22 protein-coding genes are annotated in these 23,463 nt (G+C 60.2%); 9 read left to right on the top strand and 13 right to left on the bottom strand.

The window, feature by feature from the left end:
* Positions 1 to 16: 16 nt before the first annotated feature.
* Complete coding sequence (locus tag AO065_RS02355) at positions 17 to 466, top strand: helix-turn-helix domain-containing protein (protein WP_032650889.1); 450 nt, start codon at positions 17 to 19, stop codon at positions 464 to 466.
* Between the two features lie 228 nt (positions 467 to 694).
* Positions 695 to 1,507, top strand: a complete 813-nt coding sequence (locus AO065_RS02360) for a class I SAM-dependent methyltransferase (RefSeq protein WP_004882050.1) — start codon at positions 695 to 697, stop codon at positions 1,505 to 1,507.
* On the opposite strand, the gene AO065_RS02365 is transcribed toward AO065_RS02360, so the two are convergent.
* Together AO065_RS02365 and AO065_RS02370 are read right to left on the bottom strand one after the other, a co-directional pair.
* Complete coding sequence (locus AO065_RS02365) at positions 1,494 to 2,405, bottom strand: LysR family transcriptional regulator (protein WP_004882048.1); 912 nt, start codon at positions 2,403 to 2,405, stop codon at positions 1,494 to 1,496. The two genes, AO065_RS02360 and AO065_RS02365, sit on opposite strands and share 14 nt — an antisense overlap.
* Positions 2,406 to 2,489: 84 nt before the next feature.
* On the bottom strand, positions 2,490 to 3,026 hold the full coding sequence (locus AO065_RS02370; protein ID WP_004882047.1) for a 2,4'-dihydroxyacetophenone dioxygenase family protein: 537 nt from the start codon (positions 3,024 to 3,026) through the stop codon (positions 2,490 to 2,492).
* 273 nt (positions 3,027 to 3,299) lie between these two features.
* Here AO065_RS02370 and AO065_RS02375 point away from each other — a divergent pair, with 273 nt between their 5' ends.
* Positions 3,300 to 3,746: an Rrf2 family transcriptional regulator gene (locus AO065_RS02375; RefSeq protein WP_004882045.1), complete on the top strand. Its 447-nt coding sequence runs from the start codon at positions 3,300 to 3,302 to the stop codon at positions 3,744 to 3,746.
* A gap of 186 nt (positions 3,747 to 3,932) precedes the next feature.
* Entirely contained in the window at positions 3,933 to 4,583 is a 651-nt protein-coding gene (locus AO065_RS02380) for an NADPH-dependent F420 reductase (protein WP_004882043.1), read from the top strand.
* An 11-nt stretch (positions 4,584 to 4,594) separates the two neighbouring features.
* Here the strand turns inward: AO065_RS02380 and AO065_RS02385 are convergent, their stop codons facing one another.
* Positions 4,595 to 5,515: a LysR family transcriptional regulator gene (locus AO065_RS02385; protein WP_004882041.1), complete on the bottom strand. Its 921-nt coding sequence runs from the start codon at positions 5,513 to 5,515 to the stop codon at positions 4,595 to 4,597.
* Between the two features lie 121 nt (positions 5,516 to 5,636).
* Here AO065_RS02385 and AO065_RS02390 point away from each other — a divergent pair, with 121 nt between their 5' ends.
* On the top strand, positions 5,637 to 6,494 hold the full coding sequence (locus AO065_RS02390) for a pirin family protein (protein ID WP_004882038.1): 858 nt from the start codon (positions 5,637 to 5,639) through the stop codon (positions 6,492 to 6,494).
* A 21-nt stretch (positions 6,495 to 6,515) separates the two neighbouring features.
* On the opposite strand, the gene AO065_RS02395 is transcribed toward AO065_RS02390, so the two are convergent.
* Complete coding sequence (locus AO065_RS02395) at positions 6,516 to 7,379, bottom strand: aldo/keto reductase family oxidoreductase (RefSeq protein ID WP_004882036.1); 864 nt, start codon at positions 7,377 to 7,379, stop codon at positions 6,516 to 6,518.
* Positions 7,380 to 7,478: 99 nt separating this feature from the next.
* Here AO065_RS02395 and AO065_RS02400 point away from each other — a divergent pair, with 99 nt between their 5' ends.
* The gene (locus AO065_RS02400; protein WP_004882033.1) at positions 7,479 to 8,399 is read left to right on the top strand and encodes a LysR family transcriptional regulator; all 921 of its coding nucleotides are present in this window, start codon (positions 7,479 to 7,481) and stop codon (positions 8,397 to 8,399) included.
* Positions 8,400 to 8,927: 528 nt separating this feature from the next.
* Positions 8,928 to 10,349, top strand: a complete 1,422-nt coding sequence (locus AO065_RS02405) for a sugar porter family MFS transporter (RefSeq protein WP_004882032.1) — start codon at positions 8,928 to 8,930, stop codon at positions 10,347 to 10,349.
* Positions 10,350 to 10,414: 65 nt separating this feature from the next.
* On the opposite strand, the gene AO065_RS02410 is transcribed toward AO065_RS02405, so the two are convergent.
* Positions 10,415 to 11,428, bottom strand: coding sequence for a GlxA family transcriptional regulator (locus AO065_RS02410; protein ID WP_004882030.1), 1,014 nt, complete (start codon positions 11,426 to 11,428; stop codon positions 10,415 to 10,417).
* Between the two features lie 58 nt (positions 11,429 to 11,486).
* On the bottom strand, positions 11,487 to 11,966 hold the full coding sequence (locus tag AO065_RS02415) for a nuclear transport factor 2 family protein (RefSeq protein WP_004882028.1): 480 nt from the start codon (positions 11,964 to 11,966) through the stop codon (positions 11,487 to 11,489).
* A gap of 150 nt (positions 11,967 to 12,116) precedes the next feature.
* Between AO065_RS02415 and AO065_RS02420 the strand changes: the two genes are divergently transcribed.
* Positions 12,117 to 13,433: a sensor histidine kinase gene (locus AO065_RS02420; protein ID WP_004882026.1), complete on the top strand. Its 1,317-nt coding sequence runs from the start codon at positions 12,117 to 12,119 to the stop codon at positions 13,431 to 13,433.
* Positions 13,434 to 14,063: 630 nt separating this feature from the next.
* Positions 14,064 to 15,203: a pectate lyase family protein gene (locus AO065_RS02425; protein WP_004882024.1), complete on the top strand. Its 1,140-nt coding sequence runs from the start codon at positions 14,064 to 14,066 to the stop codon at positions 15,201 to 15,203.
* A gap of 61 nt (positions 15,204 to 15,264) precedes the next feature.
* Here the strand turns inward: AO065_RS02425 and gspF are convergent, their stop codons facing one another.
* The 7 genes from gspF to gspG are packed head-to-tail and all read right to left on the bottom strand — an operon-like array spanning position 15,265 to position 23,417.
* Positions 15,265 to 16,476 (bottom strand): type II secretion system inner membrane protein GspF, encoded by a 1,212-nt coding sequence (gspF, locus tag AO065_RS02430; protein WP_004882020.1) that lies wholly within the window; start codon positions 16,474 to 16,476, stop codon positions 15,265 to 15,267.
* Entirely contained in the window at positions 16,476 to 17,894 is a 1,419-nt protein-coding gene (gene gspE, locus AO065_RS02435) for a type II secretion system ATPase GspE (protein WP_004882019.1), read from the bottom strand. The genes gspF and gspE overlap by 1 nt, the downstream gene beginning before the upstream one ends.
* Positions 17,891 to 20,248, bottom strand: a complete 2,358-nt coding sequence (gene gspD, locus AO065_RS02440; protein WP_004882016.1) for a type II secretion system secretin GspD — start codon at positions 20,246 to 20,248, stop codon at positions 17,891 to 17,893. The genes gspE and gspD overlap by 4 nt, the downstream gene beginning before the upstream one ends.
* On the bottom strand, positions 20,245 to 20,814 hold the full coding sequence (gspM, locus tag AO065_RS02445; protein WP_032650884.1) for a type II secretion system protein GspM: 570 nt from the start codon (positions 20,812 to 20,814) through the stop codon (positions 20,245 to 20,247). Before gspM ends, gspD begins: the two co-directional genes overlap by 4 nt.
* The gene (gene gspL, locus AO065_RS02450; RefSeq protein WP_004882013.1) at positions 20,807 to 21,982 is read right to left on the bottom strand and encodes a type II secretion system protein GspL; all 1,176 of its coding nucleotides are present in this window, start codon (positions 21,980 to 21,982) and stop codon (positions 20,807 to 20,809) included. Before gspL ends, gspM begins: the two co-directional genes overlap by 8 nt.
* Positions 21,979 to 22,959: a type II secretion system minor pseudopilin GspK gene (gene gspK / locus AO065_RS02455; RefSeq protein WP_032650883.1), complete on the bottom strand. Its 981-nt coding sequence runs from the start codon at positions 22,957 to 22,959 to the stop codon at positions 21,979 to 21,981. Before gspK ends, gspL begins: the two co-directional genes overlap by 4 nt.
* 8 nt (positions 22,960 to 22,967) lie before the next feature.
* The gene (gene gspG, locus AO065_RS02460) at positions 22,968 to 23,417 is read right to left on the bottom strand and encodes a type II secretion system major pseudopilin GspG (RefSeq protein ID WP_004882009.1); all 450 of its coding nucleotides are present in this window, start codon (positions 23,415 to 23,417) and stop codon (positions 22,968 to 22,970) included.
* Between the last annotated feature and the right edge of the window lie 46 nt (positions 23,418 to 23,463).

The raw sequence follows: 23,463 nt of genomic DNA on the forward strand, positions 1-23,463 counted from the left end.
TCTTGAGGACAGATATATGACAGGAATTGGTCCACGACTTAAACGGGAACGGCTGCGGTTGAAGCTCTCCCAGAGTGCACTCGGTGCCATTGGGGGCGTCGAAACCAACGCCCAGGGCAACTACGAAAATGGTATACGCTCTCCAAGAGCCGACTACCTGTCACGCATCTCGGATGCTGGCATTGGTGTCACTTACGTTGTTACCGGGTTCAGCCTTGAACGTTCTACCCCGCAGATAGAAACCCACGGAAACACCCACTCGGAACGGCTGAATCGCGTACTTGGTCGTCTGCACGGCAGCCTGCACGAAGTGACCCAGAACCTTTATCACGTCACCCGACTGGTCGAAGCCCGCTCCGATGACGAGAATCTGGACAGATCACATCTGGAAACCATCAAGGGCGATGCCGAAGCGATCACCCTTGCCGCTGTACGCCTCATCTACATGACCTCCAGAATAAAGTAACGTCGTAGAATCCGGTTACAAAGCCGCCCCACAAGAAACGACCATTCACCTCTTCGCTTACAGGCATAGCCGACACCACCGCTATGCTTGATCACTCAGGCAAGTGCACCTCGGGCACTGACTGGGCGTCCTTGAGCCGCCCGGTCGATCTCCTCACATGCCATACCGTTGCCGATCTTCGCAGTCAGGGTGCCTGCCTCTCCAATCTGTCAGGAAAGGACACCTATCATGCACACCCCAACCGATCTGCAAGTCATCAAGGCCAGGCAGAGAGAAGCCTGGAGCTGCGGCGACTACACCGTCATCGGCACCACGCTATCCATCACCGGCGAGCTGTTGGCTGAATCCTGCGATTTGAACCACGACGAATACGTGCTCGACGTCGCTGCCGGAAACGGCAACGCGACACTTGCAGCCGCCCGGCGAGGCTGCATCGTGACATCGACCGATTACGTCGGCGCACTCCTGGAGCGAGGCCGGGAGCGGGCACGCGCCGAGCATTTCGATGTGGCTTTCCAGGAAGCCGATGCAGAAGCGCTGCCGTTCGAGGACGCAACATTCGACGCCGTGCTATCGACCTTCGGCGTGATGTTCACGCCGGATCAGGAACAGGCTGCGACAGAACTGGCACGGGTCTGTCGGCCAAACGGTCGCATCGGATTGACCTGCTGGACGCCAGAAGGCTTCGTCGGTCAGATGTTTTCAACGTTGGCCCGCCATGTCCCGCCTCCCGAGGGTGCGGCAAAGCCGTCGAACTGGGGCGTAAAGGGCCATATTCACCAGATGTTCGCACGCGAGGCTGCTGAAATCCGCAGCAACCTCAGACTGTTCAACTTTCGTTACCGGTCAGCAGAACATTTCGTAGAGATATTCAGCCGCTGGTACGGCCCGGTGCACAAGGCATTCAAGGCGCTTTCAAAGGTTGAGGCAGATAATCTGAAGACTGATCTGACCGAACTGCTCACCCGGATGAACCGCTCTTGCGGAAAGTCGCTGGTCGTTCCAGCGGAGTATCTGGAGATCGTGATCACTCGCAATTGACGCGCCAGGGATGCCTGCGCCACTTGTCCTGAAAGAAATCGATGAAGGTTCTGATTCGGGGACTCAGGTGTTTCCGGTCCGAATACAACAGGTATACCGGCTCGACGACCTTAGGACTGAAAGCATCCAGCACTGTCACGAGCGTACCGGCCTTCAGGTCCTGGCTGACATGGAAGTCAGCCAGCCTGACGATGCCAGCGCCCGAGAGCGCCATGTCACGCAGCAGGTCGCCCTGGGTGAAGGATGCACGTGCGGTGACCGGGACCGAAACGCCTTCGCCGTCCTGTAGAAACGACCAGGTGTTCCAGGGGCTGACAAAGCTGAAATTGAAGCAGCGGTGGTTCAGCAGATCGGTCGGGACCGTCGGAACACCTTGTCTGGCCAGATAATCCGGCGAGGCGCAGATCAACCACTGGCACTCCCCGATACGTCTGGCAATGCGTGAGGAGCTAGGCAGAACGCCGCTGTGAATCACGATGTCCAGGCCGTGCTCGAAGTGATCGACGAATTGCGCACCCAGTTGAATCTCGACGTCCAGCGCGGGATAGCAATCCAGAAACTCCGGAAGCCATGGCACGATCTGGTGCCTCGCGAACGAGGTCATGGTATGGATACGCAACGTGCCACTGACCCGGGACGGCAATGCCTCGGCCAGCGAGTCGGCCTCGTTCATGGCGTCAACCACCGCTCTGGCACTGAGCAGATAAGCGGCACCTTCTTCAGTCAGGGTGAGCGTTCGAGAACCTCGCTGGAAAAGCCTGACCTGAAGCCGGTTTTCCAGGCGCGAGATGAGCTTGCTGACAGCAGACGGTGTCATCTGGTGCTGGCGGGCGGCGGCCGAAAAACTGCCAGATTCGGTGGACCAGATGAACGCCAGCATCTGGGAATAATGATCCATGCACGCTCCTGCCGATTGAAAGACTGTCTGAGTGGTTCCAAAAGACAAAACGCGCCGAAGCGCGTTCAGCCACTGTATCCACGTCTAGCGGATGAACTGCTCGATGTAATCCGCCGGCAAGCCCAGCGAAGCATAGTGGGCCCGAGCCGCCTCAAGTTTGGTGAACACGTCCTCATAGCCTACGGCGACGCCCTGAGGGTCGACATAGGTGTAACCGCCCTGAACGTGAAACCAGGTGATCATCTCTTCGACGTCTTCGGGAACGAACAGGGTGTGGGTTTCGCCGGGCGGTTCATAGGCGAAGGAGCCTTCTTCAGCGACCCAGTCGTGCTCCAGATAATACCAGCGACCCTTGAGAACGATTGCATGCACGCCCCCGCTGTGACGATGGCGCGACAACACGCCTGCCTGCCGCACGCGCAACAGGTTGATGTAATAACCACCGGCAGTATTGAGCAACAGCGGCTTGAACGATACGGTCCGGGTCACCGGCACCCAGAGTTCGTCATCCTCCAGCCACTGGGTCATCACACCTGGGTGGACCATGTCCGGCGTCATGAACGGAACTTGAGGCAGTTGATAGGGAACGGCGAGTTCATCAGGCTTGATCGGGGTATTCACGGTGCATCCTCTCTGTTGATATTCCGCAGATCACGATCAGCGTCAAACGCTGTGACCTCGGCTGACAAAAAGGTTAGAGCAGCACCTGTGCACTGAAAACAGCTGGCGGGGCACAGCTGCTATGACGTCAGTTCACAGCTGGGCGGCCTGTTTCACACCGCACTCTCACTTACGGACATCGCCTCGAATAGCTCAGGCAACCGTATGAGATTTTCAATTGCCGGGCATTGCCGGTAATGTGCCCATACCGAAACATACCGAAAGCACCTAGAAATGCCGACCAGCACCCGCTTTGCAGTCTCTGTCCATACCCTCTCCGTGCTTGCCGTTCGCGGCGGGCGTCCTGTGCGGTCGGAGGATCTGGCGTACAGCGTCAACACCAGCGCGGTGGTTGTGCGAGGGATTCTGTCGCGCCTGACTGCAGCCGGACTGACCACTTCGCAGCTCGGCGCAGGAGGCGGCGCACTGCTTGCGAAGCCTGCCGAAAGCATCAGATTGCTCGATGTGTACAGAGCCGTGGAGGACTCGGAAATATTTTCCCTGCACCGCACGCCACCGTGTGAAAACTGCGCCGTCGGCGGCAACATTCTTGAGGCCCTGCGGCCCGCATTGACACGCGCACGTGAAGCGCTGGAGTCCGAGCTGGCCGCCGTCAGCATTGCGGACATTGCCAGTGAAGTCGCAAGACTGGGCAAGTTCGAGATACCGTTCGAACTGTAAAAACAGTCGCCCGCCCGCTCCTTCTAAAAATTGAAGACAAACCCCAAAGCGCAGATAACTCAAAAATAAGTGTTGATGTGTCGGTTACACATATATACGATGAGGTCTCACTTGATCGAGCCAACGTTCGATCATCAGGGCGTCCGGATTCAACCTGAGCCCCTTCTCGAAAAGACAGGAATTAGCATGACGACGATAGGCATTCTCGGTTCTGGCGCCCTAGGCTCCAACGTGGCACGCGCGCTGGCCAATGCAGGCGTTTCGGCAATGATCGCGAACAGCCGCGGTCCGCAGTCGTTACAGGCGCTCATAGACGAAACCGGCCCGCTGATCAAAGCCGTCACGGCTGAAGAAGCGGCCAGTGCCGATGTCGTGCTGATCGCCCTGCGCTGGAGCGCCCTGCCCCAGGTATTGGGCACACTGCCTGCCTGGAACAATCGCATCGTGATTGACGCCACCAACGCGGTCGAATTCCTCGATCCGCAATCTCCGGATGCAACCGACCCAAGCAACCCGCTTGCCGCCTACGGCATCAAGGCCATTGACCTTGGCGACAAGCATTCGAGTGAAATCGTCCGTGATCTGGTACCTGGCGCACGGCTTGTCAAAGCCTTGAATCACCTCGACGTGCAGGTGCTGACGCAGCCGGAAGTGGCGGGCGGACAACGTGTGCAGTTCTATTCTGGCGACGATGCCGACGCCAAGGGCGTCGTACGCGGGATTCTCGAAAGCGCGGGTTACTTCCCGGTTGACCTGGGAGCGCTGGATGTCGGCGGAAGGCTGGCCACCCTGCCCTTCGGCTCGCTGGCCGCCATCAACTTCGTCAGAATTCCTTGAGACCCGTCTGTTTATCCGTTCATTGACTGCGCAGGAAACTCGTTCATTCGCAGCTTCTCCATGACCAGCTCTATGAACGCAGAAACCGCCAGTGGCAAATGCTGGCGGCTCGGGTATAAAACGTGGAGACCATGGCTGGTGCGTTGATACCGGGGCAGTATCGGCACCAGTCGACCGGCTTTTAGATCGGACGAGATCAGCGCCGTTGGCAGCAGTGCAATCCCCAGCCCCGCCAGCGTCGCCCGGCGCAATGCCTGAGCCGTGTTGGCATTGAACCGACTGGCGAGCTGCACGGCATGCTCGGTGCCTTGCGGCCCGACCAGCCGCCAGGTCGTCAGCCCGCTGGGATGGCCAGCACTGACACAGTAATGATCAACGAGATCTTCCAGCCTGTCAGGCATGCCATGTGCCTGAACGTAACCGGGAGTGGCAACCATCCCTTCCGTACCTGCCGGGATCAGTTGACGGCCGACGTAACCCGAGTCCAGCAATGGCCCGCCCCTGAACGCAATGTCCAGACGCTCGGCGATCAGATCGGAGCGTGCATCGGCGAGGACGAATTCCAGCTGCACTTTCGGGTATCGGGCAAGAAAATCGGCAACCCACTGCATCGAAAAAAAGTCGAAGAAATCAGCCATCGCGGCAACCCGCACCTTGCCGCTGGGGATTTCGCCGCTTGAAACGATTCGGTCTCCCGCATCGATCAGACCATCCACTGCCTCTTTGCAGCGCTCGAAAAAATCCTGCCCCGTCTGTGTCACGACCAGCTTGCGGGTAGATCGCTGCAACAGTCGCGCGCCCAGCTGTTCTTCGAGTTGCTGGACGCGGCGGCTCACCGTATTGGACGGCACGCCAAGCTGCCTCGCGGCCTGCGCGAAGCTTCCGTTGCGTACCACTTGGACGAACAGTGCGACGTCATTGAGGTCAAGCATCTGCCGATCTATTCCTTTTAAATATGGACGGGTTCATCCCGACTATACCAACTAATCAACCAATCAATAGGCGCATATGCTTGGCTCAAGGCGATAAAGCCTCCTTCATGAGGATTCAACCATGCCACGTCATTCCGCAGCTTCCGTTGCCGTGAACACGCTTCCACGTCAGGTCATTCATCGCACCACTGGCACCCGCCAGGGGCCGATCACCCGCCTGATGAGCCCTGGCGATCTGGGTCAGCACCTCAAGCCGTTCGTCTTTCTCGATCATTTCGGTTTCAATCCCGAACCTGGCCAGAAAGGCTTTGGCATGCACCCACACTCCGGCATCGCCACCTTCACCTACATGATCGAAGGCGAAGTGGCCTATGAAGACACCACCGGAAAATCAGGCGTGCTACCCGAAGGCGGCGTGGAATGGATGAGCGCAGGCAATGGCGTATGGCATAACGCCAAACCCGTCAACAGCTCGCCAATGAAAGGGTTTCAGCTGTGGGTTGCGCTGCCGGCTGCTCAGGAAAACGGGCCGGCCCTGAGCGTTTACCTGGACGCGTCAAAAATCCCCCAGCAAGGCCCTGCGCGCGTGCTGCTGGGTGAGTACGGTGCTGCCAAAAGCCCCGTTCCGGCACCCGAAGGCATGAACTACCTGGCGGTCACCCTCAAGGACGGCGAGCACTGGCGCTACACGCCCCCTGCTGGCCACACCGTAGGCTGGCTGGCCATCAACACCGGACAACTGGACGCCAACGGTCTGATTCAGACGGGTGAACTTGCCGTATTCGAGGAGTCGGACCGAGCGATTGATCTGGTTGCTCATGGCGATACGTCGTTCGTGCTCGGTTCAGCCATCAAGCATCCACACGATCTGGTGATGGGCTACTACTCGGTGCACACCAGCAAGGCGGCGCTTGATCAGGGTGAGAAAGAGATCAAACGCATTGGCGCATTGCTGCGCCAGGAAGGTCGATTGGGTTAAAGCGCCTCGCCATCACGTTAGTCAGGCAATCCTGTCCAGCTCGGCCAACAGCTCAGGGGGAATCACCAGGCTACTCGCACTGAGGTTTTCCTTGAGATGCGCCACCGAGGACGTTCCGGGAATCAGCAGAATATTGTCTGCACGTTGCATCAGCCAGGCCAGCGCCACGCACAGCGATGAAGCGCCCATTGCAGTCGCTACGCGTGACAGCGTTTGCGACTGCAACGGCGTGAAACCTCCCAGCGGAAAGAACGGCACATAGGCGATGCGCTGCCTGCCCAGCTCCGCAATCAGTGGCTCGTCGACTCGATGGGACAGGTTGTAGTGATTCTGCACACAGACAATATCCGCGATGCCTTGAGCCTCCCGCACCTGCGTGGCTGTCACGTTGCTCAGCCCCAGATGACGGATCAGCCCCTGACGCTGCAGTTCTGCAAGTGCGGTAAACGATGCTTCTATGGAACCTTTAGAAGGCGCCTGATGAGCACCCCATGCTCGAAAGTTGACCACATCCAGAACCTCCAGCCCGAGATTGCGCAGGTTGTCATGAACGGCGCGGACCAGTTCGTCAGGGCCTTGTGCCGGATTCCAGGACGCATCGGCCCCGCGCACAGCGCCGACCTTGGTGACGATGACGAGGTCCTCTGCATACGGGTGCAGCGCCTCACGGATCAACTGGTTGGTGACGTGTGGGCCGTAAAAATCGGCTGTGTCGATGTGGTTGACACCGGCCGCAACGGCTTCGCGAAGGACTGCGACCGCTGCCTCCGGATCCCTTGCAGGACCAAACACGTGCGGCCCCGCCAACTGCATCGCGCCGTAACCCATTCGGTTGACCCGTAGGTCGCCCAGCAGAAAGGTGCCTGTATTGTTCGAAATGCTCATCTGATGCGTCTCGCTTGAAGGTGTGAATCGCACTATAAGCGCCGAGCACTGCTACGATAATCGGGTGCAATCTGCACGGGTTGTACGGTATGGAGAACAATGAAAACCGACATTCAGGATTTGCTCGCCTTTGTGGCGGTCGTCAACGCCAAGGGCTTTCGTGAAGCGGCGCGCTTGAGCGGACAATCCGCCTCCAGCCTCAGCGATGCCATTCGCCGCATGGAAACCCGGCTGGGCGTTCGACTGCTCAACCGTACCACCCGCAGTGTTTTGCCCACCGAAGCGGGCGCAAAACTGATGGAGCGCATCGTTCCTGCACTGGGCGAAGTCGAATCGGCTTTGGACGTGGTCAACGATTTTCGCGACCGTCCCTCGGGTTCGCTGAAACTGAACGTGCCGCTCAGCGTCGCCCGACTGGTGCTGCCGTCGATCATCACGCCCTTTCTGCAGACTTACCCCGACATCCGCCTCGAGGTCATCGTCGAAGAAAGCTTCGTCGACATACTCGCAGCCGGGTGTGATGCGGGCATTCGCTATGACGACCGGCTGGAGCAGGACATGATCGCCGTGCCCATCGGACCGCGCACCCAGCGCTTCGCCACCGCGGCTTCGCCCAAATACCTCGACGCGAGGGGACGCCCCGAACACCCCAGGGACCTGCTCGACCACGCCTGCCTGCGAGGCAAGTTCCCCAGCGGCTCGATCCCGATCTGGGAGTACGAAAACCAGCACGAAACCATCCGCGTCGATCCGACCGGTCCGATGATTTTCGGCATCGGCGGCGGTGTGGAAATGGCCGTGCAGTCCGCCATTGACGGGCTGGGCGTCATCAGCCTGTTCGATGAGTGGCTCAAGCCGTACTTCGCCACGGGTGAACTCGAGCCCGTACTTGAGTCATGGTGGCCGAGCTTTCCCGGACCGTATCTTTACTACCCCGGCCGTCGATACCTGCCTTCGCCCTTGCGAGCTTTTGTGGATTTCATCTCTTCGAACCAAGCCCGGCAGAATCCTCAGACTTGACGAGGGGTGACTCAAGAGATACCGGTATTTAGTGAGCAAACACTATTTGTGGGAGGGGGCTTGCCCGCGATGAACGATGACACGACTTTCCTGATACACCGCGTCGACTGCCTCGTCGGCAAGCCGCCTCTTATCAAACAATCTGTAATGTACTGAATGCACGCACACCTGCTGCTGACCGAAGAGCGTGGGAGCTCTCGGAGGTTACGACGGCAGCGATGGGCTGCGCAGCGGCCCCAGGTTACCTCTGACACACCGCGTGTGGAGGTCTTGCTGCCGGTTCCCGGCAGATCGCCGGCAAGCCGCCTCCCACAGTCCTGTGTCTGCTGCGCGACAGCGCAGAGTTGGAGACCTGGTGGGCCTCCCACGATGTTTACCGGGCGACAGCGTTGCATTCCGAAAAAAAGCGAGTTTTCAGATTTTGCTGAATCGATTTTCCTTTCTTACGGAACTCACACCGCCGACACCGCCCTAAGCCTCACATCTGTACTGGCACGACGCTGGTCCCACGTGAAGGACTTTATATTCATGTCTTCAAGCATCACCTCGACAGCGGCAGGCCAGCCGGGTCGAAAGCAGGCTTCACCCGGCCGATTGATCTTCATTTCAGTACTCGTTGCAACCATGGGCGCACTCGCATTCGGCTATGACACTGGCATCATCGCCGGTGCATTGCCGTTCATGACGTTGCCCATGGACCAGGGCGGACTGGGGCTCAACGCCTATAGCGAAGGTCTGGTCACCGCCTCACTCATCGTTGGTGCCGCTTTCGGCTCGCTCGCCAGCGGTTATATCTCGGACCGTTATGGACGTCGCGTGACACTGCGTCTGTTGTCGATCCTGTTCATTTTCGGTGCCTTGGGCACGGCAATGGCCCCGTCGATTCCGGTCATGATCGCCGCACGCTTTGTGCTCGGCATCGCGGTGGGCGGCGGCTCGGCGACTGTACCGGTGTTCATCGCCGAAATCGCTGGCCCGTCACGTCGCGCCCGGCTGGTCAGCCGTAACGAACTGATGATCGTCAGCGGTCAGTTGCTGGCCTACGTACTGAGCGCCTTCATGGCAGCAGTGCTGCATACGCCGGGCATCTGGCGCTACATGCTGGCCATCGCGATGATTCCGGGCGTGCTGTTGCTGGTCGGCACCTTCTTCGTACCGCCCTCGCCACGCTGGCTGGCGTCCAAGGGACGCTTTGACGACGCACAGGATGTGCTGGAGCAGTTGCGCGACACCAAGGAAGACGCCCAGCGCGAAGTCGATGAGATGAAGGCTCAGGACAAACAGGCTCGCAACCGTCCCGCAGTGAAGGACCTGTTGCGTCAGAGCTGGGTCATCAAACTGCTGCTGATCGGCGTTGGCCTGGGCTTCACGGCCCAGTTCACCGGCGTTAACGCGTTCATGTACTACACGCCGATCATTCTCAAGACCACAGGCATGGGCACCAACGCTGCACTGACTGCCACCATCGGCAATGGCGTGGTTTCGGTGATTGCAACGCTACTGGGCATCTGGGCGATTGGCCGTTACGGTCGTCGGCATTTGCTGATGACCGGCCTGGTCATCGTGATCCTGATGCAGGCCGCGCTCGGCTGTGTGTTGCAGTTCATGCCGCAGAACCTGACCCAGAGCTATGCCGCCCTCGCCTGCATTCTGGTGTTTCTGCTGTTCATGCAGATGTGCATCTCGCCGGTCTACTGGCTGCTCATGTCGGAACTGTTCCCGATGCAGGTCAGAGGTCTGCTGACAGGCGTTGCCGTGTCGATGCAATGGCTGTTCAACGCGTCGGTGGCGTTCGCCTTCCCCATCGCGGTCGATGTCATCGGCAACCCGACCTTCTTCGTGTTTGCAGCAATCAACATCGGCTCGCTGATCTTCGTCTTCCTCTGCCTGCCCGAAACCAAGGGCAAGTCGCTTGAGCAGATCGAAAAGCATTTGAAAAAAGAGCTGTAAACCTCGCAGTCATCCCACCGAACGTCCGGGCCTCAGCGCCCGGACGCTTTCTGCGCCGCAGAGCATCAGCGGGCCAACCGCTTTTCTCTGGAAGGTCTGTAACCGAAAAACGAGCTGTAGCACTTGCTGAAATGGCTGGGTGAAACGAAGCCACACGCCACCAGCACCTCTACTTGCGACATGTCCGTGTGTTGCAGCAAGCGACGCGCTTCAGTAATGCGCAACTCCAGGTAATAGCGTTGCGGGGTCGTACCCAGCTGTTCCTTGAACAGCCGTTCGATCTGACGTCGCGAGCGACCGGCATAGACCGCCAGTTGCTCAAGCTCCAGAGGTTCTTCCAGATTGGCATCCATGAGCTTGATGACTTCGCGCAAAGGCGCACTCACCGAGCTGTGCGGTGAAGCCTTGACGCGTCGGTAGCGGGACTCCTCGAAAGAAAGAATATCCTCGATGCCTTCGACCAGTGCCTTGCCGTGAAGTGAGCCGATCCATTCCAGTGCCATATGAAACGCGCCTGCGGGACTGGAGGCCGTCAGGCGATCGCGGTCTATGACGAACGCTTCGCTGGTAACCTGAGCGTCCCTGCATATCTCGGCAAGCGCCGGGCGATGCTCGGGATGAAGCGCACAACGATGGCCATCGAGCAACCCGGCACTGCCCAGAAACCATGCCCCGTTCCACAACCCTGCCAGCACCACGCTCTGTTCGGCGGCCGCCTGCAGCAAGTCATTCAGGCCAGTGTCAGCCTTCAGCGCTGTTCGATAGCCACCGCAGACCACCAGCAGGTCGAGATTGTGAAGAGATTCGTGATCCAGACGCCTGTCGGGGCGAATGACCAAGCCCAGATCGCTCATGACCTCGCCAGCCTCAAGGCCGAACGTCAGGGTACAGAACAGCTCGGCTCGCAACAGATTGGCCGTCACCAGCGTATCAAGCACCTGCGTGAAGGCCGGCAGAGAGAAATGCTCAAGCAATAAAAAGCCCGCGCGCGTCTGTAGCGGCTGCTCGCCCTGTGCGTCGCTCAGGTAGCGGAGGTTCTTGCCCTTCATTCCCCCGCTGAATTGACGGCGTTCGACCACTGTTTTTCTCTCGCTGGGTTATCCCGCCCGGACCATCATCGTTGAACGCTTTACAGGCTTAAAGCCCAAGCTCCGACAACCCCGGATGATCATCCGGACGACGCCCCAGCGGCCAGTGGAACTTGCGCTCCGATTCCTGAATTGGCAGGTCGTTGATGCAGGCGAAACGGTTGGCCATCAAACCATCATCGTTGAATTCCCAGTTTTCATTGCCGTAGGAGCGAAACCAGTTGCCCGAATCGTCATGCCATTCGTAGGCGTAGCGAACGGCGATGCGGTTGCCGCCGAACGCCCAAAGCTCCTTGATCAAGCGGTAGTCCAGTTCCTTCTTCCATTTACGCTCCAGAAACTGCTGCGCCTGCTCGCGGTTGGTGATGAATTCGGCACGATTGCGCCAGTGGGTATCTGGCGTATAGGCCAGCGCGACTTTCTCGGGGTTGCGGCTGTTCCAGCCGTCTTCGGCCAGACGAACCTTTTCAATGGCCGATTCGCGGGTAAACGGTGGCAAGGGTGGACGGGTTGCGGCGTTGGATGACATGCAGAAGTCTCCGGGCAGATTGACTGTTGAGGTAACCAGACCTTGTCACAGGCCGCAAGCCCCAAACCAGACACTCGGAAGTATCTTGCTGTGGTCTCGCCACTACAGGCATCATACGGCCACATTTTGCCCTTCCCGCGATGCTTTCCCATGACCCACCGTCCTGCGCCCTTCCCCGCCAACGAGGCAGACAGAATTCTGTCGCTGGAGCATCTCGGTATTCTGGACAGCGAGCCTGAACAGGGCTTCGACGATGTGGTACTGCTGGCCACTACGCTGTGCGATGTGCCGATAGCGCTGGTATCGCTGGTGGACCGTGAGCGGCAATGGTTCAAGGCCTGCATCGGCCTGGATGTACGCGAAACGCACCGCGATCTCGCATTCTGCGCCCATGCGATTCTGGCACCAACCGACGTGCTGGTCGTGGAAGACGCTACACAGGACCCACGTTTTGAGCACAGTGCGCTGGTTCTGGGACCGCCCCACATCCGCTTTTACGCCGGAGCTCCCATCTGCAGCGATGCGGGTCTGCCGATGGGCACCGTCTGCGTGATCGACACCAAACCCCGCACCCTCAGCGATGCCCAGCGTCTGGCGCTCCAGGCGCTGGCACGCCAGACCGCCGCCTTGTTGCAATTGCGCATGTTGAGCGGACAGCATGAACAGCGGGCCACTGCGCTGACGCACGAACTCGAAAAAGCTCAGGACCATAATCGGACCACAGAGCGGAACCTGCGCCACTCGCAACGGGTTTCATCGCTGGGCATGCTGACGGCAAGCATCGCCCATGACTTCAATAATCTTCTCCAGGCGCTGAGCGCCAGCCTGCAATTGGTGCGCATGCGGGCGCGGCGTCCGACCGACGTGGAAAGCCTGAGTGATACCGGCCTGCAGGCGGTTGAGCATGGCCGCCAACTGGTCGCTCGGCTGCTGTCCAGCGTGCGTCAGGACGGGCCGGAATTGATCTGCATCGACGTCAGCGAGCGGCTTGATGCCGCGCGTGATCTGCTGCTGCGCTCGGTCGGTGAAGAGATGGAACTGTCCTTCGATCTTCAGGCCACGGGCTGGGGCGTACTGTGCGTTGAAGCCCAGTTGCACGCGGCCATCCTGAACCTGCTGGCCAACGCCCGGGACGCCATGTGCGGTCTTGGCAAGGCGTGCATTGCGACCCGCATGGAGGCTGTCGAGGATGACCTTCGACTGCCCGAAGGCGACTATCTGGTGATCAGCGTGACCGACAACGGTCCGGGCATGCCGGGTGAGTTGGCATCGAGAATCTTCGAGCCGTTTTTCACCACTAAGAAGACAGGACTGGGCACCGGTCTGGGTCTGGCTCAGGTGCAGGAATTTGCAGTAAATGCCGGAGGCGGCGTGCGCGTCGAAACCGCACCCGGTGACGGGACTTGCATGAAACTGTATCTGCGAATCCTTGGACGTATCGAGACGACCCTGCTCCCGCCTCAATAGCGCACTTACCCCTCTCTGTACATCGGCAAACACCCTCGCCTTACACCCCCATGTTTTGCACTTGGCAGAACAGCATGGCCGTCATTCGGCGCATTTATATCAGTCCATTCATAGTTTGCCAGAACGCGCCTTCAGGCAACTACCGAACGAATATTCAACTCATGATCAAGTGCTTGTTGGAAAGTTGGCGCTTCCAGATCGCTGACTGATCAAACCCGCACAACCCCGCGTTATTACACATGTTTTAAACGGCAATCAATGCGCCGGCCTAACCTGACGTCATACATCGAAACGCCGATAGCCCAGAACTTTATCGACCACAACGCCAGAACCCAAAAAATCCAATAGTCTGATTTAGAAGCGATTAATCCCAGAAAATATCAGTAGCGCAGTCGCTCTCTCTTGGCGACCCCGTCATTGGCTCGAAGCGATCAAGCACGTAAATAGCAAATATTCTCTTTTACTAAGATTGTCATCATACAACCTTCATAAACGGTTTTCTTATCCCGTATATTCACGTCGCAGCAAACGGATTGTTTGCGCGACGGTAATAGCAAATGGACGTTTGCTGGTGAGACACGCAGTTGCCTACTGCGGGTTGTACCTCAAATTAATCAAGGATCAGATTAAATGGTTAAGTCTCGAAAAAATCTGCCAATCAAACTCGCCAGCGGTCTCTTCGGTTCGCTGATGCTCGTCAGTCTTTCTGCTCATGCCGATATCGCAACCGATGTAGCCACCACCGGCTGGGCCACCCAGAACGGCGGCACCAAAGGCGGCTCACGGGCTGCTGCGAAGGACATCTTCACCGTCAAGAACGCTGCTGAACTGAAAAGCGCGCTGGCCGCCTCGGTGGGCAGCAACGGCCGCATCATCAAGATCACCGGCCTGATCGATGTCAGCGAAGGCAAGGCGTACACCAAGACCTCGGACATGAAAGTCCGGGGCCGTCTGGACATCCCCGGCAAGACCACCATCGTGGGCACCAGCAGCAGCGCGGAAATCCGTGAGGGTTTCTTCTACGCCAAGGAAAACGATGTGATCATCCGCAACCTGACCATCGAGAACCCGTGGGATCCGGAGCCGATCTGGGACGCCGATGACGGCAGCGCGGGCAACTGGAACTCAGAGTACGACAGCCTGACCGTCGAAGGTGCCAACAACGTGTGGGTCGACCACGTAACCTTTACCGACGGCCGCCGCACCGATGATCAGAACGGCACTGCCAACGGTCGTCCCAAGCAGCATCACGACGGTGCCATGGACGTGAAGAACGGCGCCAACTACGTGACCATTTCGTATTCGATCTTCAAGAACCACGAGAAGAACAACCTGATCGGTTCGAGCGACAGCAAGACCACCGACGATGGCAAGCTCAAGGTCACGATCCACAACACGCTGTTCGAAAACATCTCCGCTCGCGCACCGCGTGTGCGCTTCGGCCAGGTGCACCTGTACAACAACTACCACGTGGGCAGCACCAGCCACAAAATCTACCCCTTCACCTACGCGCATGGCATGGGCAAGAGTTCGAAGATTTTCTCCGAGCAGAACGCCTTCGAAATCAGCGGCATCAGCGGCTGCGACAAGATTGCCGCCGACTACGGCGGAAGCACCTACCGTGACAGCGGCTCGCGCCTGAACGGCACAGCCCTGAGCTGCCCGTGGAGCACCAGCATCGGCTGGACCCCGCCTTACAGCTACAGCCCGCTGAGCGCCGACAAGGTGGCTGCGGACGTCAAGGCCAAGGCTGGCGCAGGCAAAATCTGACGCTGACGTTTGACCTGTTGAACAGAAGGCCCTCTTGATCGAGGGCCTTTTGCATGGCGAATCAACCGACCAGTTGATTGATCTCGATGATCGGCAGCAGCACTGCCAGCACGATCACCAGCACCACACCGCCCATCACCACGATCATCAGCGGCTCGAGCAATGCGGTCATGCCCATGGCGCGACGCTCGATGTCACGCGACAGGGTCTGCGCGGCACGCTCCAGCATCGGCGGCAACGCGCCGGTTTTCTCGCCGCTGGCAATGAGGTGGATGAGCAACGGCGGAAAGACCTTCTCGACACGCAGGGCTGCGGCCAGATTCACGCCTTCGCGCACCCTGGCGGTGGCCTCGGTAACGCTCTCGCTGAGACGGTCATTGGACAGGGTCTGACGCGCCGCATCCAGCGCGCGCAGCAAGGGCACACCAGCGCCGCCGAGAATCGCCAGGGTCGAGGCGAAGCGCGCGGTGTTGAGACCCAGCACGAAGCGACCGATCAATGGCAAACGCAGCACACGTGCGTGCCAGCTCAGGCGCGCTGCGGGATTGCGCAGGTAAATCCGCCAGCTCCAGACGCCGATCGTCAGACCTAGCAGGCACAACCAGCCCCAGCCACGAATGAAATCACTGGCGTTGAGCATGGCCAGCGTGAGACCCGGCAGATCCTGCCGTGCCTGTGAAAAGGCGCTGACCACCTGTGGCACCACGTAACTGAGCAGAAAAATCACGATGGCAATCGACACCAGCCCTACGACACCGGGATAGATGAACGCCGTCAGGATCTTGCTACGCAGGCCGTTGCGCTCTTCGATGTAATCCGCCAGACGTTCCATGACATGCGCCAGATCGCCGGACTCTTCACCGGCTGCAATCAACGCTCGGTAAATGTCCGGAAAATCACCGGGGCGAGCAGCCAGGGCTTCGGCCAGACGCATGCCGCTGCGCACATCGCTGCGCACCGCGCCAAGGGTCTGGATGATGTGCTTGCGCTCGGCCTGCTCCAGCGTGGCAGTCAACGCTTCATCCAGCGGCAGTCCAGCACCCAGCAGGCTTGCCAGTTGCCGCGTTACCGACGCCAGGTCAGTGTCCGAAAGCCTGGCGCTGAACAGTCCGCGCCCTCCACTGCCCGCCCGGACCGTTTCCGGCTCGACCTGCAACGCCGTCAGCCCACGGCTGCGCAGAACGCCGAAGGCGGCGTTGCGGCTGTCGGCCTCCAGATGCCCGGATTCGATTCTGCCCTGTGCATTGGCGGCTTCGTAGCGATAGCGATTCATCAGACGTCCCGTGTCACGCGCAGAATTTCTTCAGGCGCCGTGGTGCCACTGCGCACCCAGCGAGCGCCATCCTCGCGCATGCTCAACATCCCGGCATGGCGTGCAGCCGCGCGCAAAGCCTGTTCGTCGGCACCGCTGTGAATCAGGCTGCGAACAGCGTCGTCGACACAGAACAGTTCGTGAATACCGGTACGACCGCTGTAGCCGATCTGATTACAGACCGCACAGCCCACCGGACGCCAGGTGCCAGGCACGGCCGGGTCTTCCTGCTTGCAGTGCGGGCACAGACGACGCACGAGACGCTGGGCAAGCACGCCCAGCAGCGACGAAGCGAGCAGGAACGGCTCGACCCCCATGTCGATCAGCCGGTTGACCGCCGACACCGAATCGTTGGTGTGCAGCGTCGCCAGCACCAAGTGTCCGGTCAGCGAGGCCTGCACAGCGATCTGTGCGGTTTCCAGATCGCGAATCTCACCGATCATGATGATGTCCGGGTCCTGACGCAGGATGGCGCGTAGAGCAAGAGCAAAGGTCATGTCGATGCGGGTGTTGACCTGAATCTGGCTGATACCCGGCAGGTCGTACTCCACCGGATCCTCGACGGTCAGAATGTTGCTGGTGCTGGCGTCCAGTCGTGCCAGCGCGGCATAGAGACTGGTGGTCTTGCCGCTGCCGGTGGGCCCTGTGACCAGCACGATCCCATGGGGCTGACGAATCAGGTGATCGAGCCTGGCGAGCAGGTCCGGGTCCATGCCCAGGGTTTCCAGTTGCAGGCGTCCGGCCTGCTTGTCCAGCAAACGCATCACCACGCGCTCGCCGTGGCCGGTGGGCACCGTGGAGACACGAATGTCGATCGGTCGTCCGGCCACCCGCAACGCGATTCGTCCATCCTGCGGCAGACGTTTCTCGGCGATGTCCAGTTGCGCCATGATCTTGATCCGCGACACCAGCGAGCCATGCAGCGCCTTGCGTGGCGACACCACGTCACGCAGCGTGCCGTCCACGCGGTAGCGCACCACGGAATGGCTTTCGTAGGGTTCGATGTGAATGTCGCTGGCCTCGTCCCGCGCCGCCTGAGTGAACAGCGCGTTGATCATGCGGATCACCGGCGCGCCGTCCTGCGCATCCAGCAGGTCAGTGATTTCCGGGATGTCCTGCATCAGGCGGTCCAGATCTGCCTCGCTCTCGGCCGCACCGACCACCGCAGCAGCACTGCCCGTGTCGGCGTAAGCGGCTGCCAGCAGCCCGTCCATCTGTGCGTCGTCGACACGTTCCAGAGTGGCCGGCCCGAACTGTCGGCGAGCCTCGTTGATGGCCCAGCCGGGCGTCGACTGGCACATGACCAGCACCGCCCCCTGCTCACTGCGCCGCAACAGAATGCGCTGCGCCTTGGCCCACGCGTAAGGCAGCCCGGTCATGGTGCGGGGACTGGCACGGCGCGAATCGTCGCCCGTGGCATCTGTCCTGGCGCGGGCACCGATTCGGGAATCGCTTTCGCCGCTGGCGGCAGTTGCGGTCCTTGCATGTCCGGCAACGCCCAGTTGCGTTCCGGCTGCAGGCTGCCCTGAGCCCGGCGCATGTATTCGTAGCGATTGAGCGTGATGCTGCGCCCCGCGCCGCTGTCACGAATGATGTAAGGCCGCAGGAACACCATCAGGTTGGTTTTGGTCATCTGACGCCGGTCATTGCGAAACAGCACGCCCAATACCGGAATGTTCGACAGCCAGGGCACAGCGTCATTGCTCTGGTTGTAGCCATCCTGAAGCAGTCCGCCCAGAACCATGATCTGCCCGTCATCGAGCAGAATGCTGGTGTCGATGGCGCGCTTGTTGGTCACGGTTCCGGCGTCGACCGACGCACGCTGATCGACGCTGCTGACTTCCTGATAGATGTCCAGCTTGACAGTACCGCCTTCGGAAATCTGCGGCCGCACATTGAGCTTCAGACCCACTTCCTCGCGCTCCACGGTCTGGAACGGGTTGTTGCTGGTGCCGCCTCCGCCGGTCACGTAGCTGCCAGTGACGAACGGAATCGTCTGGCCGACGAAAATGCTCGCGGCTTCGTTGTCGAGTGTCAGCAGGTTCGGCGTGGACAGCACGTTGCTGCCGCCTTTGCTCTTCAGCGCCCGCGCCAGCACTTTGAGGTCCAGCACCTCGCCGATGCCCGGAATGGTCACTGCGCCTTTCACCACGCCGACGTTCAACCCCGGAGGCAGCACATCGATGGTCGTGCCGCCGGCCGGGTTACTGACCAATCCACTGCCGCCCAGATTGGCACCCCCGAACACACCGCTGCCACTCAGGTTGCCGGTCTGCCATTGCACGCCGAATTCGTTGGCATCGTCCTCACTGACTTCGACGATCAGGCTTTCAATCACCACCTGGGCACGTCGCTGGTCCAGTTGGTCGATCACCTCACGCAGGTTGCGGTACAAGGGTTCCGGCGCCGAGATCAGCAGGGTGTTGGTGGTCGCATCCGCCTGAATGGTCACCCCGCCTGCGGTGAACGCCGTGCTCTGATCGCCCTGCTGACCGCTGACTCCCGCATTCGCTGTCGCGCCGCCAGCCTGACTGTAACCGTTGCTGCCTGTGCCACTTGCCGAGCCACTGCCATTGGAGGTGCTGGTGGCGCCCTGCCCTTCGTTCTTGTTGCTCGTCCCGCCCATCCCGCTGAGCATCGCCCGCGCAGTGTCGGTCGCGCCGCTGTCGCTCTCGCCCGTCAACAGACCGCGCAACGCCTGGGCCAGTTTGCCCGCCTGGGCATTGCGCAGATAGACCACATGCAGGTTGCTGGGATTGCTCTGGGCGTTATCCAGTTTGTAGATCAGATTGCGCGCCAGCTCGGTACGCTCGGGGCTGCCAGCACGGATGATGATGGCGTTGGAGCGCGGATCGCCGATCACGCTGATCTTCTGGGTCGGGTCGCCGCCTTGGGTGTCCAGCAGCTCACTGACCATCCCGGCGATGTCCACGGCAATGCCGTTGCGAACCGACACCACGTCGGTATCGATAGCGCTGGGCGTGTCGATGCCGTCGATGATCTGCGCCACGCGGGTCAGGTTTTCCGCGTAATCGGTCACCACAATGGTGTTGTTGCCGGGATAGGCATTGATCGGGTTGTTCGGCGATACGATGGGCCGCAGGACCGGAATCAGGTTGACCGCGTTTTCGTACTGAAGCCGAAAGGTGCGGGTCAGCATGCCATTGCCGGCCGGTTTGTCAGGGCTGTAGATCGGCCCGCCCAGCAGTTTGGCATCCGCCTCGGGCACCACATGCGCGACACCGCCAACATCGACAACGCTGAAACCCTGCATGCGCAGCGCGGACAGCAGCATCTCGTAAGCCTGAACGGCAGGCACCTGACCTTCGCTGACCAGGGTCAGGGTGCCGGTGACACGCGGATCGACCAGAAACTGCTGGCCGGTAGAGCGAGACAGCGCACGCACGACGGCCTGAATATCAGCGTCGACAAAATTGAGTTGTACCGGTTGATTGCCCAGCATGCTGCGCGCTGCGGCAGGACTATGGCCGCCGTTCTGCCTGCGTGGCGTGCTGATCGGATGTTGCACCCTGGGCTGACTTGGCACGCTGGCCTGCGCACGCTGGCGATCGAGCAAGACGTCACCACTGCGCTGCGTGTTGGCCAAGGGCTGGCCCAGTTCGCTGTCCATTGGCGGGGGTGGTGTCGAGTGGGTGCATGCACTCAGCGCCAGCAGCACGAAAGGCAACGCCTTGCGACACGGGCGCACATCATTGAAGCCTGACCACTTCATAAAGCTTCCTTGCTGGCGCCGGGCGCCTGATCCATGCGAACGATCCCCGACAAGTGACCTGCCGAGGCTTGTGCGGAAGCCCCGTCTGCGCGTTGCAGTCGGGCTTCGGTAACGTAAAGCGAAAACTGTTGCGGCTGCTCCAGCAACCACTGCATGACGCCATCGGCCGGAGCCTGATTGAACGTCAGTTGCCAGGTCGAATCACCTGTTTCGGTATCAGCCTGCAACCGATAGACCTGCTCCAGCCCGGCGGCTTCCAGACTGTTGCGCAACGCCTGCTCCAGGCCCTGCCCTGACACTTGCGCGGACGGAGCCGGCAGTTGCTGCAGCAACGTTTCGAGGGTTTGTTTCTGAGTACGCAGTTTGGGCGTCTCGGCCTGCCAGTAAGCGATTTTCTGCAACGGCGGCTGAATCAACAGCAGCCACACCACCAGACCCGACAGCACCCAAGCAGCGCCGGTCACCAGCTGCCTTTCCCGTCGCGTCAGGCCAGACCAGCCTGTCGCTGCACGGGTACGCCAGAATCGCCAGCGCGCTTTCGCAAGGTTCAGCGTGGCTCTACTCATGATCATCGCCCTGAGCTTCGTCGCTCTCGGCCGAAGTGGACTCAGCCAACGGGCTCAGCGTCCATAAGCGCTCCTGGCGACTGACACTCAACCCCACCTGTTTCAGTGAATCCTGCCAGGTACTGTCAACGGGCATCTGAGGTGTCTCATCCAGCATCTGCAACTGTAATTTATCCCCGGAGAACATCAGGCTTTGCACGCTGCCAGCCATGAAGGGCATGCCCTCGGCGGCCTGTTGCATCAGCTGAGTGAAACGCTGACCGGGATCACTTCCGGCACCGCCTTGGCGTGCGGCCAACTGCTGACGGGCTTGCTGCAAGGGGTTGAGAATCACCGGCAGTTCTGGAAAAGCCTGCTTCACGCGCTGACTCATACCGGCCTTGAGCGCCTGCCCTTGCGCAGCCTCGCGAGCGGCATAGAGGTTCAGCCCCAACGTCCATACGGCGACCGCCAGCACGCAACAGACCAGCGCGGATGTCCAACTGGACGCTTGGCTGGCTGTACGGACAAGCCCCGCATGCAGACTCCAGCCGGGCGCGACGCCACTCAACGCCTGCTCGGCCGACAAGGTCTGCGCATCAGCTGCTCCGTCATGGCCAATCCAGCAAAGCTCGCCACCCGAAACGAGCCGCTCATCGAGCCGATCTTCAGTGCAAGGCTGCACCACGGCGTGATCCAGACCGTGACGCAGCAACCAGTGCTCTTCCAGCAGACCTGCGCTGATCTGCCCTGCTACAGGAACCGGCAGACCGAACGGCGCCGGATACAGCCCACGCAATGGCAGGCGCATCTGACTCAATAACCCGGTTAGCCGATCCAGCGACTCTTTTGGCAGCCAGCCGACCTGCACATGACCTTGCGCGTCCCGGGCGCTGTGGGCGATGTGCATCTGATCGCTGTTTCCGAGCATCAATCCTTGTGCGGCGCAGATGACGGCAGCCTTGAGACGCGACCCGCTCAACGGCGGAAGATCGATTACAGTCAGAACGCTGTCCAGCGGGTGCAGGTAGCACTCAACGCCCGACGTCTTCTGCCCTGTGGCTAGGGCTGACAAGGTGCTGTGTCCGCTTTCGGTGACACGGCCTGCACGGTCCAGGCGCGCGAATGCCACCGTCGTCTCCCGGGCCAACTCAGTCAGGGGCGGCAAAGCGATGCGCAAGCGGCTCATATGCCCACCCGTGACCAGATGACCCGTGGCAGCGTGTCGCCAACGCGATGCAGCAAGGCCTGGATTCTGACTTGACGCTGCTGGGGACGCGCCTGCCCGCGCAACATGAACCACTCACTGGTGACGCCGACATTGAGGTTGTCGACCGTCAATTTGGGTACCCGCAGCCGGTTGATCAGGTCGCCCCGGTTGACGAACCACACACCCCTGTCGCGCTCGGACACCACCGCCTGCGCTCTGGACAACGACAGGCCGGGAATGACCGCCGCCAAAACCTCGGCGCTGGCCGTGTTGCCGTTCACCCAGGTGTTGCTCGGCAGGACACTCACGTAGTAGTCGAGACGCGTTAGCGAGGCTTCGGTGAGTCCGGCCATGCCACGCAGGTCTTCGAGGCTGCGCAGCATCGGCTGGGTGGCTGGCAGAAGCGTTTGCGCGGTGCCGGGCGAAGTCACTCGACCACTGTCGAAACTGCCCGCCGAGCCCGTCGACATCGACGTGGAAAGCAGCCTTGGATAGGACGCGATGACCCGCTGAATGATGCGCTGGGCCAGTGCGGCATCGATGCCGATCAGTTCGCACAAGCGCTCGAAGCTGCGCTGCTGCCCGATATCCGCCTGTTGGTTGGTCAGCAGGTTGCGCAGATTGAACTTGCCTTGCTGATCCTGCAATTGCCCTTCGAACTCACCCGGCTCGGCATTCGACGCGTCGATGATGATCGGTCTGGCCCACGGCTGATCAAGGCGCGTCGAAGCGTCCTGCTGACGCGAGTCCCACAGCAGTTGGCGACTGATCTCAAGCCCGCCCAACAACTGCTGGCTGCCCTGCACACGCGATTGCTCGGCTTCAAGGCTGCGAGTCAGCACGCCCTGACGAGTGAGCATACCTGCCGCAATCACCGCCACGATTGCAGCGATCAGCAACGCGCTGATGATCGCCGAGCCACGCTGTCGGGACATAGTGAAGAAGACGTTTTTCATGGCAGCGCTTAAAGCTGCCAGGAGCCGATATCGGCATTCACGCCGTCACCGTCCGGCTGGCCATCGGCACCGAGGGAGAAAATGTCCACCTCGCCGTTGACGCCAGGATTCAGGTAATTGTAGGGGCGACCCCACGGGTCACTGGGCAGTCGTTCAAGGTAGGAGCGCCAGTTGCTTTTACTGACATTGGCCGGGCGCTCGACGAGCACCTTGAGGCCCTGATTCTGAGTGGGATAACTGCCGTGATCGAGGCGGTAAAGCTTGAGCGCCTGCATCAAACCGCCGATACCCTGCCTGGCTGCCGTAGCGCGGGCCTGATCGGGGCGGTCAAGCACTTTGGGGACCACGATGGCCGCCAGAATACCTAGAATAACGACCACAACCATGATTTCGATCAGGGTAAAACCAGCCTGGGCGCGATGGCCTGCAGGCCGCTGCGTGACGCGCGCGACTTCCATATCTACTTCCCTTGATAATCCTTATCAGCGCCGCAGTGTAACAAAA

The sequence above is a fragment of the Pseudomonas viridiflava genome, from assembly GCF_001642795.1.
In the GTDB taxonomy this organism is placed as follows: Bacteria; Pseudomonadota; Gammaproteobacteria; order Pseudomonadales; family Pseudomonadaceae; genus Aquipseudomonas; species Aquipseudomonas viridiflava.